Source organism: Nocardia goodfellowii, assembly GCF_017875645.1.
Taxonomy (GTDB): Bacteria; Actinomycetota; Actinomycetes; order Mycobacteriales; family Mycobacteriaceae; genus Nocardia; species Nocardia goodfellowii.
Genome location: NZ_JAGGMR010000001.1, coordinates 7,935,802 through 7,948,519 on the forward strand (window position 1 = coordinate 7,935,802; position 12,718 = coordinate 7,948,519).

Below are 12,718 nucleotides of genomic sequence, written 5' to 3' on the forward strand. Positions count from 1 at the left end.
TTCGGGCGTGACAGCATCGGTTGATGCCGCACTGGGTCGATATCCTTCCCCAATTTCTGCTGGCCTGCCTCGTGCTCGCGGTGCTGCCGGGCCCGGCGACGGCCTTGTTCCTGCAGCGCGCCGTGCGGGACGGCCGTACGGCCGGATTGGCCGCGGTGGCAGGCAATGAGATCGGTGTCTTCGCCTGGACCCTCGCGGGCGGCGCCGGACTGTCGGTGCTGCTGGTCGCCAATCGTCTCCTGAACACCGCGGTACACATCGTGGGCGCGCTGGTGCTGATCTGGCTCGGCGTGCAGGCGTGGCGCGGCGCGAAGGGCGACAGCGAGTTCGGCTCGACGGTGACGACCATGCTGCCTGCCGGACGCACCCCGGCCGCCGCTTTCCGCGCCTCGCTGATCTCGATCGCGGCGAATCCGAAAGCCGCCGTGTTCGGTTTGACGATCCTGCCGCAGTTCCTGCCGACCACCGGTCCGGTCCTCCCGACGGTGCTGATCCTGGCGGTGATTCAGCTGGTCATCGACACCGCCTGGTGTGTCGCGATCGTGCTGGCCGCGGACCGGGCGGGCGAATGGTTACGGCGTGCCGGGATCCGGCAGCGGGTGGAGCGCGCGCTGGGGGCGATCTTGGTCGCCCTCGGCTTCGGTCTGGCCGCGGACGCACGCTGACCCCACCGCACCCGGTAGGTTGGTCGTCGTGACCGGCCGCATCGCCATCGATGACACCGCCCCATCCATCCCCGGCGGGTACCCGGCCAAGGCCGTGGTGGGTGAGGTCTTCCCGGTGCGCGCCGTGGTGTGGCGCGAGGGCCACGACGCGGTCGCCGCCACCCTGGCGGTACGCGGGCCGGGTTCCTCCCGAATCACCCGGATCCCGATGACGCCGGATTACGAGCCCGACGTGTTCAACGCGGTGTTCGTCCCGCACCAGCCCGGCGCCTGGACCTTCCGCGTCGAGGGCTGGAGCGACCCGATCGCGACCTGGCGGCACGCGGTGGAGGCGAAACTCGCCGTCGGGCAGAGCGCCGCCGATCTCGCGAACGACCTGGAACTCGGGGCGCGGCTGTTCGAGCGGGCGGCGCAGGCGGTGCCGAAGAAACAGTTCGAGCGGCTGCGCGCGGCCGCCGCGGCGTTGCGTAGCGACGACCAGCTGCCCGCCCGGGTGGCGCCCGCGTTCACCGAGGAGATCGCCGCGATCCTGCGCGCGAACCCGTTGCGCGACATGGTGACTCGCGGGCCGCAGTACACCGTGCAGGTGGATCGGCAACGGGCACTCTACGGTTCCTGGTACGAGTTCTTCCCTCGTTCCACCGGCGGCCGGGACGCCGCGGGCAACCCCGTGCACGGGACCTTCGCGACCGCGGCCAAGGAACTGCCGCGCATCGCCGCCATGGGCTTCGATGTGGTGTATCTGCCGCCGATCCACCCGATCGGCGAGGTTAATCGCAAGGGGCGCAACAACTCTCTGGTCGCCGAGCCCGGGGACGTGGGGTCGCCCTGGGCGATCGGCTCCGCGGCGGGCGGGCACGACGCCATCCACCCGGACCTGGGCACCGAAGCCGACTTCGCCGAATTCGTCGCCGCCGCACAGCAATCGGGCCTGGAAGTCGCTCTGGACCTGGCCCTGCAATGCGCACCCGACCACCCCTGGGTCGCCGCGCATCCGGAGTGGTTCACCACCCTGCCCGACGGCACCATCGCCTACGCGGAGAACCCGCCCAAGAAGTATCAGGACATCTACCCCGTCAACTTCGACAACGACCCCGACGGCCTCTACGCCGAGGTGCTGCGCGTCGTACGGCACTGGATCGCCATGGGCGTCAAGATCTTTCGGGTCGACAACCCGCACACCAAACCGGCCGATTTCTGGGAATGGCTGATCGCCCGGGTGCGGCGCAGTCACCCCGACGTGCTGTTCCTGTCGGAGGCGTTCACCCGGCCCGCCCGCCTCTACGGCCTGGCCCGGCGCGGATTCACCCAGTCCTACACGTATTTCACCTGGCGGGTGCACAAAGGGGAACTCACCGAGTTCGGTTACGAGCTCGCCGCCAAAGCCGACGAGGCCAGACCGAACCTGTTCGTCAATACCCCGGACATCCTGCACGAGAGCCTGCAGCACGGCGGTCCCGGCATGTTCGCCATTCGCGCCACCCTCGCGGCTACCCTGGCCCCCACCTGGGGCGTCTACTCCGGCTTCGAACTCTTCGAACACCAGGCTGTGCGTCCCGGCAGCGAGGAATACCTCGACTCGGAGAAGTACGAACTGCGGCCCCGTCCGTTCGCCGAAGCGCTGGCGCGCGGAGAATCCTTGGAGCCGTGGATCACCCGGCTCAACGAGATCCGCCGCAACCATCCGGCTCTGCAACAGCTGCGCTGCATCCACTTCCATCAGATCGACAACGACGCCCTCATCGCGTACTCCAAGATCGACCCGAGCAGCGGTGACGCGATTCTGGTGGTGATCAACCTGAATCCCTATGGGGCGGAACAGGGTTTCCTGTCACTGGACCTGCCCGCCATCGGTCGCGAATGGCACGACCACCCGGTGGTGACCGACGAGATCACCGGCGAGGAATACCACTGGGCACAAAACAATTACATTCGCCTCGACCCCTCGAAAGCGGTGGCTCACATCATCACGCTGCCGCCGGTACCGCACCGGGCCCGCACGGAACTGGCCTACCGCAGGACTTTCCGATGAGGATCGCACGATGACCACCAGTCGCCGCGACCTGATGCTGCTCGCGGCGGGCACTCACCCCGATCCACACACCGTGCTCGGCGCGCATCCGCATCCCGGCGGCACCATCGTGCGCACGCTGCGGCCGCATGCGGAGACGGTCGCCGTGCGGGTGGGCGGGACCGACCATCCCCTGAAGTCGCTGGGGCACGGCGTCTTCGCCGCGGTACTGCCCTATCCGGAGTTACAGGACTACCGGATCCTGGCCACCTACCCGGGCGGACCCGCGATCCTGGGCGCCGACGGGTATCACTTCCTGCCCACCGTGGGCGAACTCGACCTGCATTTGATCGGCGAGGGTCGCCACGAACGGTTGTGGGACGTGCTCGGCGCGCATCCCCGCCGCTACACCACACTCGACGGCGAGGTGACCGGCACCTCGTTCGCGGTGTGGGCGCCGAATGCCCGGGGCGTCACCGTGTTCGGTGATTTCGACAGCTGGGGCGGCCAGACCGCGCCGATGCGCGCGCTCGGGTCCTCCGGAATCTGGGAGGTCTTCATCCCGGACGTCGAGGTCGGCACGAAATACAAATACCGGATCCACTGCGCGGACGGGCGCACCGTCGATCACGCCGACCCGATGGCTTTCGCCACCGAGCTGCCGCCCGCCACTGCCTCCGTGGTCACAGCATCCGATTTCCGCTGGCACGACCAGGATTGGCTGCGCCGCCGCGCCGCGGCCGACCCCACGCACGCGCCGATGAGCGTGTACGAAGTGCACCTGGGTTCCTGGCGGCCGGGCCTGAACTATCGCGAAATCGCCGATCAGCTGGCCGAATACGTGCGCGAGGCCGGGTACACCCACATCGAACTACTGCCCATCGCCGAACACCCCTTCGGCGGGTCCTGGGGTTACCAGGTCACTTCCTATTACGCCCCCACAGCGCGTTTCGGCTCCCCCGACGACTTCCGCGCCTTCGTCGACCACATGCACGCCGCGGGCATCGGCGTACTCCTGGACTGGGTACCGGCGCACTTCCCGCGCGACGAGTGGGCACTGGCGCGCTTCGACGGCACCCCGCTCTACGAGCACCCCGACCCACGCCGGGGCGAGCAACTCGACTGGGGCACCTACGTGTTCGACTTCGGCCGCAACGAAGTCCGCAACTTCCTGGTCGCCAACGCGCGCTACTGGGTCGAGGAATTCCACATCGACGGCATCCGCGTCGACGCGGTCGCCTCCATGCTGTATCTGGATTACTCACGTCCCGAAGGTGATTGGGAACCCAACGCCTACGGCGGCCGGGAAAACCTGGAGGCCGTCGACTTCCTCCAGCAGCTCAACGACACCGTGCACCGCCACCATCCGGGCGTCGTCACCATCGCCGAGGAATCCACCACCTGGCCCGGCGTCACCCGCGGCACCGACGTCGGCGGTCTCGGCTTCACCATGAAATGGAATATGGGCTGGATGCACGACACGCTCGGCTATCTGGGCCGAGACCCCATCCACCGTAGCTGGCACCACAACGAACTCACCTTCTCGCTGACCTACGCCTGGAGCGAGAACTACGTCCTCCCGATCAGCCACGACGAGGTCGTGCACGGCAAAGGCACGCTGTGGACCCGCATGCCCGGCGACGACTTCGCCAAAGCCGCCGGCGTGCGTGCGCTGCTCGCCTACATGTGGGCCCACCCCGGTAAGCAACTGCTGTTCATGGGTCAGGACTTCGGCCAGTTCCGGGAGTGGTCGCACGACCGCGGTTTGGACTGGCAGGAGCTGGAAAACCCGCTCCACCAAGGCATTACGACAGCCGTCCGAGCCTTGAACCGGGTCTACCGCGCACACCCGGCACTGTGGACCCAGGACACCACCCCCGGCGGCTACTCCTGGATCGAAGCCGACGACCGTGACCGCAATGTCTTCGCTTTCCTCCGGCACGGCTCCGACGGCTCGATGGTCGCCTGCGTCTACAACTTCTCCGGTGCGGAGCATGCCGACTACCGGGTCGGCCTGCCCAGCGCGGGCGAATGGACCGAGGTCCTCAATACCGACGCCGTCGAATACGGCGGCTCCGGCATCGGCAACCTCGGCGCGGTCCAGGCAGCCGATATCCCCTGGCACGGCCGCCCGTACTCGGCCACCGTCACCCTCGCACCCAACAGTGCTGTCTGGCTTGCCGATCCGTCCGCCTGACCCCGCGCGGGCAAGGAAATCGCCGAGGCCGTCGGTACTGTGGCGATCATGCTCGTGTGGATCAACGGCCCCTTCGGCGGCGGCAAGACCCAGACCGCATTCGAACTACACCGCCGCCTGCCCGGCAGCGTCGTCTGCGATCCGGAAATGGTGGGCTTCGGCCTGCACCGCACGATGCCGAGAAAACTGCGTACCGACTTCCAAGATCTACCGGCTTGGCGTCAAGGCGTGTTCGAGGTCCTCGACCTAGTACTGCGGGAACACGAGGGCGTAGTCATCGCACCCATGACCGTGGTGAACCGGACCTACTTCGCCGAAACAGTCGGCCGCCTCCGCGAAACCGGCCATGATGTGCGGCATTTCGCTCTGCTGGCCAACCGCGAAACAGTCCTGAACCGCCTGCGCGGGCGCGGGCTCTACGGATTGCGCTACGACCGATTCGCCGTCGAGCGCGTCGACCGCTGCCTGGACGCGCTGCGGCACGCCGATTTCGCCGAGCACATCGAAACCGACCACATCGACGTGGCGGCGGTAGCCGACCACATCGCGCGATCCACCGGTCTGACCCTGACCGCCAACACCGACGGCCCCCTCCGCGGCCGCCTGCGCCGCGCTGCGGTCAGCGTCAAACACATGCGGTTCTAGCCGCGAGGCCCGCGACAACGTACTTAGTACAGTGCGGCGGCGAGCTTACGACGAGCCGCGACCACGAAAGGCTCGGCCTGATCGAACAACTCGAAGAGTTCAAGCAGACGGGTGCGAGCCCGGGTGCGGTCGTCACCGGAAGTGCGCTTGATCAGAGCGATCAGACGGTCGAAAGACGCTTCCGGGCGCTGGTTCAGCATCTCGACGTCGGCGGCGTCCAGCGCGGCGTCGACATTCGCGGGGTCCGCGTCGGAATCGGCGATGACGGAATCCGGAATGGACTGAGCGCGGGCCAGGAACCGAAGCTGACGCAACGCGGCTTTGGCCTCCTCATTGGCCGGCTCCGCCGCGATGATCGCCTCGTAGGCGGCCTCGGCCGCGGCCAGGTCGCCGCGCTCCAGGGCTTCCTCGGCGGCGGTGAAGCGCGGATCCTCGGGCTCGGGCTGCGGCTCCTCGCTCGCACCGGGCAGCTTGCCCGCGACCGCGTCGACGACCGCGTTCAACCACTGCCGCACCTGCGGCTCCGGCTGCGCGCCTTCGAAGTCGGCGAGCGGACGACCGCCGGCGATCGCGACGACGGTCGGGATGCCCTGCACCTGCAGTGCCTGGGCGATACGCATATTGGTTTCCGCCTCGACGGTGGCCAGCGCCCACGCGCCACCGTCCTCGACCACCAGGCGCTCCAGCGTGCGGACCAGTTCGACGCTGCCCGGACTGCGCTGGGAGTACAACGCGACCACCACCGGCACCTCAGTGGACCGGCGCAGCACCTTCGTCTCGAAATCCGCCTCGCCGACCGCGTAATCGCCGCCGGGCGCTCCGCCCGCCCCGGCGGCCGGGGGCGGCTGCTTCAAACTCGACAGATCCACCGCACCGGACATAGCGGCGGCGACGGCGGGCGAAGGACGGCGTGGGGCAGGTCGATTCACGGTTTCCAGTTTGTCACGAGGAGACGGCGGAGGCTTGCCCGGCTACCGGGCTCGGCGCGCTCAGCTCACCCAGCTGACCGGTGCGCTGCGCCCAGACCTCGAAGATCACGGTGAACAGCGGCGGAATGCTCGACGCCAGCGCCAGCACGGTGGTCTTCCAATTCCAGTTCAGCTCGCGCGCGGCCAGCAGCGCGGTCACCAGGAACAGCATGAAGATGATGCCGTGCACCGGACCGAAGATCTTCACACCGATCTCGTTCCCGGGATCGGGCAGGCCCAGCCAGCTGTACTTGAACGCCATACCCGTCAGCAGACCGATCCAGGAGATCGCTTCCAGCACGGCGATGAACCGGAAGCGCTTCGCGACCGTGCTCAGGTCGAAGAAATTGCCCATGGCCAACATTGTGCCGTATGCACTACGACAAGTCGTAGTTGGCCGCGTCACATCTCGGCCGGGCTAGACCTTGATGATGAGGGCGTCGCCCTGACCGCCGCCACCGCAGAGGGCAGCCGCGCCCACACCGCCCCCGCGACGCTTCAACTCCAGCGCCAGGTGCAGCACGATGCGCGCGCCGGACATGCCGAGCGGGTGACCGATGGCGATGGCGCCGCCGTTGACGTTCACCTTCTCCGGATCGATGCCCAGCTTGCGGGTCGAGGCGATGCCGACCGCCGCGAAAGCCTCGTTGATCTCCACCAGGTCCAAGTCGGCGGGGGAAATACCCTCCCGCGCACAGGCTTTGGCGATAGCGTTGGCCGGCTGATCCTGCAGGCTCGAATCCGGCCCGGCGACCACGCCCGCCTTGCCGATCTCGGCGATCCAGGTCAAGCCGAGCGACTCGGCCTTCTCCTTGCTCATCACGACCACCGCGGCCGCGCCGTCGGAGATCTGCGAGGCGGTGCCGGCGGTGATGGTGCCGTCCTTGCGGAACGCCGGCCGCAACTTGGCCAGCGATTCGACGGTGGTGTCGGCGCGGATGCCCTCATCGGTGGTCACCATGATCGGGTCACCCTTGCGCTGCGGCACCGCGACGGGGACCACCTCGTCGTCGAAGACGCCGTTCTTCCAGGCCGCCGCCGCGCGCTGGTGCGACGCGGCCGCGAACGCGTCCTGCTCCGCGCGGCTCACCGTGTCGGTGTCGTTGCGGGTCTCGGTGAGCGCGCCCATCGCCTGATCGGTGAAGATGTCGTGCAGGCCGTCGAAAGCCATGTGGTCACGCAGGGCGACGTCGCCGTACTTGAAGCCCTCGCGGGATTTCTCCAGCAGATGCGGGGCCTGGGTCATCGACTCCTGACCGCCCGCGACCACGATCTCGTACTCACCGGCGCGAATCAGCTGATCCGCCAGGGCGATCGCGTTGATGCCGGACAGGCACACCTTGTTCAGCGTCAGCGCCGGCACATCCATCGGGATGCCCGCGGCCACCGCGGCCTGCCGCGCCGGAATCTGGCCCGCTCCCGCGGTCAGCACCTGACCCATGATCACGTAGTCGACCTGCTCGGGCGCCACGCCGCCCTTCGCCAGCGCCGCCTTGATGGCGAAACCGCCGAGATCGGACCCGCTGAAGCCCTTGAGGCCGCCGAGCAGCCGGCCGACCGGGGTACGAGCACCGGAGACGATGACGGTTGTGGTCACGACGAGACCTCGCTGTTCTGTGCTTTCTTAGGGAACTACTCCACGGTAACTGGTACGACTACCCCACCGGCAGCCAGGGCAAGCTACGTTCGAGGAGTGAGCACAGCTTCGAATCAGCGGGGTTTCATCCCGGGGGACTACGTCATCGCCATCGATCACGTCGGTATCGCCGTACCGGACCTGGACGCCGCCATCACCTGGTACGCCGAGAACCTCGGCATGATCGAGACACATCGCGAGGTCAACGAGTCGCAGGGCGTGCACGAAGCCATGCTTTCGCTGCCCGGCGCCGCCGACAACGCGACTGCCATCCAGTTGCTGGCACCGCTCAACGCGGAGTCGACCATTGCCAAGTTCATCGATCGCAGCGGACCGGGTCTGCAACAACTGGCCTACCGAGTGACCGATATCGAGGCCGTCTCTACCTATTTACGTGATCGAGGTCTGCGTTTGCTGTACGACGCCCCCCGGCACGGAACAGCCGATTCCCGCATCAATTTCATCCACCCCAAGGATGCTGGCGGTGTGCTGATCGAGTTGGTCGAGCCGAACCCGAATCTTACTCACTAGTACCAAGATCGGAGCGGGAAACTTCTTCGGAATCACATTCGCGGTCGAGTCACCATGACCTTCGATGAGGCTGTAGTTTGTGTGCCATGTCGTCACCTGAGTCCGATCGCAATCGCTTCGTTGCACTGCCCTTCACCGTTGTGCGCAAGGGTTATGCGCAAGACGAGGTACGCAACTACTTCGACCGCTTCGACGCTGAACTAAGGGTCACCGCTACCGACCGGGATGCCGCCGCGGCGCAGGCCCGGAACCTCGCGAGCCAGCTGGAAGACGCGCGGGACGAGATCGACGAACTCCGGAAGGAGGTCGATCGGCTCTCCGTTCCGCCGACCACGGCGGAAGGCATGTCCGACCGCATTTCGCGCATGCTGCGCCTGGCTTCCGACGAAGCTTCCGAGGTCCGCGCCCTGGCGCAGGCCGAGGCTGCCGAGATGGTCTCGATCGCCGAGCAGCAGGCGACCGAGATGCGGGGCAAGTACGAGTCCCTGCTCGCGGAGACGAAGGAGAAGCGCGAGGCGCTCGAGATCGAGTTCGAGCAGACCCTCGCGAACGCGCGTACCGAGTCCGCCAAGATCATCGAGGCCGCGCAGGCCGAGGCCGACCGTATCGGCAAGGAAGCCGACGCCAAGCGCAAGGCGACCCAGCAGGACTTCGAAGTCACCATGGCCGAGCGTCGCACCAAGCTCACCCGCGCCATGGAGGAGCTGGAGGCCACCAGCCGCGCCGAGGCCGCGCAGCGGATCAAGGACGCGACCGACGAGGCCAACCGTCTCATCACCTCCGCCACCCAGACCTCCGAGCGCAAGATCGCCCACGCCAAGGAACTGGCCGAGGAGATGCGCGTGCTGCGCGGCCGGGTGCTCGCCCAGCTGCTCGGCATTCGCGGCCAGCTCGACTCGGTGCCGGCCATGCTCGCGGCGGTCAACCGGGAAAGCGAACTGCTGGACGGCGTTCCGGATCAGCGCAAGTCGATCGGCGGCGGCAACAAGCAGGTCTCCGGTTCGCGCACCAAGGCCATCCCCGAGGTCGCGTCCGACGATGAGGACATCGACGCCGACGAGCGTGAGAACGCCGACATCGCCTGACATCAGAACCGCACAGGCGACGACGCAGGTGGGCGATGACATCGGACTGCGGCCGCTGAAGCCGTAGTCCCGCACTATGATTCGATCGAAGGCCGCTCCCGCGAGGGGGCGGCCTTCCTGGTTTCCACCGGTTAGGCAGTGACCGTTCTACTGTCACATCCGTCCCGAAACCGACCCGGGTGTATGTGACGGATGTGGCCTACGGTATATCTAGAGACCAGAAGGCCCTTGCTCGTTCGATTGATGCGCCTGATGGCAAACCCGCCGCACGTTGACGATCAGGACCACCGTCTCGTGATGCGGCGGGTTTGGCGCCCATTCCAGCAGCCGCGGTGCCAGTGCCTGCGATCCTCTTCCCCGCCATAGGTGGGCCAAGCCACGATATGGGCTACGCCGGGGACGATTTCATGATCGCAACCGGGACAGCGGTAGGTCTTGGTAGCGCGGCTGCCGGGAATGGTGCGCACCACATAGGAGTCGCCGTCGGGCCCCTCCACCGACCGGCCGAGCTCGAATCCCGCCGGGAACCCTTCGCCCAGCGCGTCACTGCCGGACTTGGTGTGCCGGGTGTGTGCGCGTGGTTTCCGACGAGGCATAGGGAAAGCCTAGAACAGCCGGAATTCGCTGCTCTCCGTGCCACGCAGGGCGTTGTAATCAAGGGTCAGGCAGCGGATTCCACGGTCCTCGGCGAGGGTCTTGGCCTGCGGCTTGATCTGCTGGGCCGCGAACACCCCGGCGACCGGCGCCAGCAGCGGATCGCGATTGAGCAATTCCAGGTAGCGGGTCAGCTGCTCGACGCCGTCGATCTCGCCGCGGCGCTTGATCTCCACGGCGACAGTCGCTCCGTCGGCGTTGCGGCACAGAATGTCCACCGGGCCGATGGCTGTCATGTACTCCCGGCGAATCAGGGAGTACCCCGGCCCCAGCGTCTCGATGTGCTCGGCCAGCAACTCCTGAAGATGCGCTTCCACACCATCTTTCACCAAACCCGGATCGATGCCGAGTTCATGCGCGGAATCGTGCTCGATGTCCTCGATGGTGATCCGCAGTTCCTCGCCGGCCTTGTTGGTCACCACCCACAGCGCTTTCGCACCCTCGGGGGCGTCCGCATCGCGCTGCTCCAGCCAGCACGGCGGGCTCATCCAGTTCAGCGGCTTGTACGAGCCGCCGTCGGAATGCACCAGCACGGAGCCGTCGTTCTTGATCAGCAACAGCCGCTTGGCCATCGGCAGGTGGGCGGTAAGCCGACCGACGTAATCAACCTGGCAACGAGCAATCACAAGGCGCACCGGTCGAGTTTAGGCCCTTGCCGCGAGTCCCCTCGACGCACCCGGCGGACGTCGCGGTGCCGCCCGAAAACCCCTGGCAGGCGATATACCCGCCGGATTACGCTGCCTCGATGACCACTGGACGAGGATCCCTGTTCTGCGGCACCGAGCTCGCCGCCCGCATCGAAAGCGCCGAAACCGACCTGATCAGCACGGGCAGCGGCGCGGCCGCGGATCGGCTGGGTGCCGCCGCCGGATTCACGATCCCCCTCGCGGGCGGCGTCGCCTGCTTCGCGGAGCCGGGCTCACCCCTCAACAAGGTCGCGGGCCTCGGCTTCGCCGGCACACCGAGCGCAGAAGATCTCGACCGAATCGAAAAGCACTATGCGGCAAAGGGTTCGCCGACCCAGATCGAACTCGCGCACCTCGCCGACCCCGCCCTCGCGGCGCTGCTCACCCAGCGTGGATATCAGCTCGTCAACTTCGAGAACGTCCTGGGCCTGCCCCTACCCGGCCCCACCGATTCGACCACCGCACCCGAAATCCAGGTGCGCCCCAGCGACGACACCGAATTCGACCGCTGGCTCGATGTGGTGGCCGACGGCTTCGCGCACCCTGACACCCAGGGCGTCGCCTCGCACGAGGAGTTCCCGCGCGAGATCATCGCCGGCGCCATGCGCGACCTCACCGCCGCAGCGGGCGTCCAGCGCTACGTAGCGATCCGAGACGGTCAGATAGCAGGCGGCGCGAGCCTGCGCCGCACCGACGGCGTCGCACAGCTCACCGGAGCGGCGACCCTCCCAGCCCATCGCCGCCGCGGCATCCAATCCGCCTTGCTCTCAGCTCGTCTCGCCGTAGCCGCCACAGCGGGCTGCGACCTCGCCGTCATCACCACCCAGCCCGGCTCCAAGTCGCAGCAGAACGCCCAACGCCGCGGCTTCGACCTGCTCTACACCCGCGCCATTCTGGTGAAGGACTAGACAGCGACGACTTCGAGCAATTCGTCGAGCCCCACAAAATCATCGGGATTGCGGGTATAGAGACGCGCTGAATGCGCGTGCGCCGTCGCGGCGATGATGAGGTCCATGGTCCGCGCCCGGGGTTGCCGACCGGCCCGGACTACCGCCGCGGCGAGCAGGCCGTAGCTTGCCGCTACCGCATCATCGACTGGCAGAGCGTCGAACCGGCGTTGTAGTACAGCCAAACGCCTGAGCCGTTCCGCGCGAGCAGCCTCGGACTTCGCAACGAGAATGCCGAAATGAAGTTCGGGTATGGTGGCGGCGCTGACGGTCAACAGGCCCGGTATCGGTGTGATGCCTTCGGCCAGAATCACACTCGAGTCGAGTACCGCGCGGCCTTCCTCGGCTACGTCTGCTATGGATCACGCAGACTCTGGTCGATGAGGTCGCGGTCGGCGGTCCAGTCGGGATCGGGTTTGCCGGACCATAGGTCAGCGACTTCGTCGAAACGCCGCCAGGTCTTGGGTGCTACCGGAACGAGCCGCGCACTGGGCCGACCGGCGACTGTGATCGTCACTTCCTCGCCAGCCTCTGCCCGGCGGACCAGTTCAGAAGCCTGCTGACGCAGTTCACGAAGGCCGAAGGTGTTCATGAATACACTGTCGCACTTGTGCTAGCTCGCAGGAGCCTTGCCCAGCAATCGACTGTGTACCGATGTGCGTGCGGCGAACGCAAAAAGGCCCCCAACCGTTT

The 12,718-nt window shown here is 67.0% G+C and carries 14 protein-coding genes; 7 read left to right on the forward strand and 7 right to left on the reverse strand.

Translation table 11 applies throughout. From position 1 onward, the window contains the following. Positions 1 to 23: 23 nt before the first annotated feature. From BJ987_RS36830 to BJ987_RS36845, 4 genes are read left to right on the forward strand one after another with little or no spacing between them, the layout of a single operon-like run. Complete coding sequence (locus BJ987_RS36830; RefSeq protein WP_209897628.1) at positions 24 to 665, forward strand: LysE family translocator; 642 nt, start codon at positions 24 to 26, stop codon at positions 663 to 665. 28 nt (positions 666 to 693) lie between these two features. Continuing rightward, a complete protein-coding gene (locus BJ987_RS36835) occupies positions 694 to 2,697 on the forward strand; it encodes an alpha-1,4-glucan--maltose-1-phosphate maltosyltransferase (RefSeq protein WP_209897629.1) in 2,004 nt (667 codons plus the stop codon). Positions 2,698 to 2,707: 10 nt separating this feature from the next. Beyond that, positions 2,708 to 4,873 carry a 1,4-alpha-glucan branching protein GlgB gene (gene glgB / locus BJ987_RS36840; protein WP_245366306.1) on the forward strand — a complete coding sequence of 722 codons (2,166 nt, stop codon included), beginning with the start codon at positions 2,708 to 2,710 and terminating at the stop codon, positions 4,871 to 4,873. A gap of 48 nt (positions 4,874 to 4,921) precedes the next feature. Then, positions 4,922 to 5,518 (forward strand): AAA family ATPase, encoded by a 597-nt coding sequence (locus BJ987_RS36845; protein ID WP_209897630.1) that lies wholly within the window; start codon positions 4,922 to 4,924, stop codon positions 5,516 to 5,518. 23 nt (positions 5,519 to 5,541) lie between these two features. Here BJ987_RS36845 and BJ987_RS36850 read toward each other — a convergent pair whose 3' ends face one another. The 3 genes from BJ987_RS36850 to BJ987_RS36860 all read right to left on the reverse strand — a co-directional run bounded on the left by BJ987_RS36850 (position 5,542) and on the right by BJ987_RS36860 (position 8,083). Then, positions 5,542 to 6,399, reverse strand: coding sequence for a tetratricopeptide repeat protein (locus tag BJ987_RS36850; protein WP_209899724.1), 858 nt, complete (start codon positions 6,397 to 6,399; stop codon positions 5,542 to 5,544). Between the two features lie 61 nt (positions 6,400 to 6,460). After that, a complete protein-coding gene (locus BJ987_RS36855) occupies positions 6,461 to 6,850 on the reverse strand; it encodes a DUF3817 domain-containing protein (RefSeq protein WP_209897631.1) in 390 nt (129 codons plus the stop codon). A gap of 54 nt (positions 6,851 to 6,904) precedes the next feature. Then, a complete protein-coding gene (locus BJ987_RS36860; protein WP_209897633.1) occupies positions 6,905 to 8,083 on the reverse strand; it encodes an acetyl-CoA C-acetyltransferase in 1,179 nt (392 codons plus the stop codon). Between the two features lie 96 nt (positions 8,084 to 8,179). On the opposite strand from BJ987_RS36860, the gene mce reads away from it, so the two are divergent. Then, entirely contained in the window at positions 8,180 to 8,653 is a 474-nt protein-coding gene (gene mce / locus BJ987_RS36865; RefSeq protein WP_209897635.1) for a methylmalonyl-CoA epimerase, read from the forward strand. 86 nt (positions 8,654 to 8,739) lie between these two features. Next, on the forward strand, positions 8,740 to 9,738 hold the full coding sequence (locus BJ987_RS36870) for a coiled-coil domain-containing protein (protein ID WP_209897637.1): 999 nt from the start codon (positions 8,740 to 8,742) through the stop codon (positions 9,736 to 9,738). 278 nt (positions 9,739 to 10,016) lie between these two features. Here BJ987_RS36870 and BJ987_RS36875 read toward each other — a convergent pair whose 3' ends face one another. Then, positions 10,017 to 10,334: an Rv1322 family protein gene (locus BJ987_RS36875; RefSeq protein WP_209897639.1), complete on the reverse strand. Its 318-nt coding sequence runs from the start codon at positions 10,332 to 10,334 to the stop codon at positions 10,017 to 10,019. Positions 10,335 to 10,343: 9 nt separating this feature from the next. Beyond that, positions 10,344 to 11,027 carry an endonuclease NucS gene (gene nucS / locus BJ987_RS36880; protein WP_209897640.1) on the reverse strand — a complete coding sequence of 228 codons (684 nt, stop codon included), beginning with the start codon at positions 11,025 to 11,027 and terminating at the stop codon, positions 10,344 to 10,346. Between the two features lie 131 nt (positions 11,028 to 11,158). Here nucS and BJ987_RS36885 point away from each other — a divergent pair, with 131 nt between their 5' ends. Continuing rightward, positions 11,159 to 11,986, forward strand: a complete 828-nt coding sequence (locus BJ987_RS36885; RefSeq protein WP_209899726.1) for a GNAT family N-acetyltransferase — start codon at positions 11,159 to 11,161, stop codon at positions 11,984 to 11,986. On the opposite strand, the gene BJ987_RS36890 is transcribed toward BJ987_RS36885, so the two are convergent. Beyond that, positions 11,983 to 12,339: a type II toxin-antitoxin system VapC family toxin gene (locus BJ987_RS36890; RefSeq protein ID WP_307869870.1), complete on the reverse strand. Its 357-nt coding sequence runs from the start codon at positions 12,337 to 12,339 to the stop codon at positions 11,983 to 11,985. The genes BJ987_RS36885 and BJ987_RS36890 overlap by 4 nt on opposite strands. 41 nt (positions 12,340 to 12,380) lie before the next feature. Beyond that, positions 12,381 to 12,617: a type II toxin-antitoxin system Phd/YefM family antitoxin gene (locus BJ987_RS36895; RefSeq protein ID WP_209897642.1), complete on the reverse strand. Its 237-nt coding sequence runs from the start codon at positions 12,615 to 12,617 to the stop codon at positions 12,381 to 12,383. Between the last annotated feature and the right edge of the window lie 101 nt (positions 12,618 to 12,718).

Coding starts and splice junctions, on each gene's coding strand:
- BJ987_RS36830 (WP_209897628.1), top strand. CDS start 24: ATGCCGCACTGGGTCGATATCCTTCCCCAATTTCTGCTGGCCTGCCTC.
- glgB (WP_245366306.1), top strand. CDS start 2,708: ATGACCACCAGTCGCCGCGACCTGATGCTGCTCGCGGCGGGCACTCAC.
- BJ987_RS36845 (WP_209897630.1), top strand. CDS start 4,922: ATGCTCGTGTGGATCAACGGCCCCTTCGGCGGCGGCAAGACCCAGACC.
- BJ987_RS36850 (WP_209899724.1), bottom strand. CDS start 6,399: ATGTCCGGTGCGGTGGATCTGTCGAGTTTGAAGCAGCCGCCCCCGGCC.
- BJ987_RS36855 (WP_209897631.1), bottom strand. CDS start 6,850: ATGTTGGCCATGGGCAATTTCTTCGACCTGAGCACGGTCGCGAAGCGC.
- BJ987_RS36870 (WP_209897637.1), top strand. CDS start 8,740: ATGTCGTCACCTGAGTCCGATCGCAATCGCTTCGTTGCACTGCCCTTC.
- BJ987_RS36875 (WP_209897639.1), bottom strand. CDS start 10,334: ATGCCTCGTCGGAAACCACGCGCACACACCCGGCACACCAAGTCCGGC.
- BJ987_RS36895 (WP_209897642.1), bottom strand. CDS start 12,617: ATGAACACCTTCGGCCTTCGTGAACTGCGTCAGCAGGCTTCTGAACTG.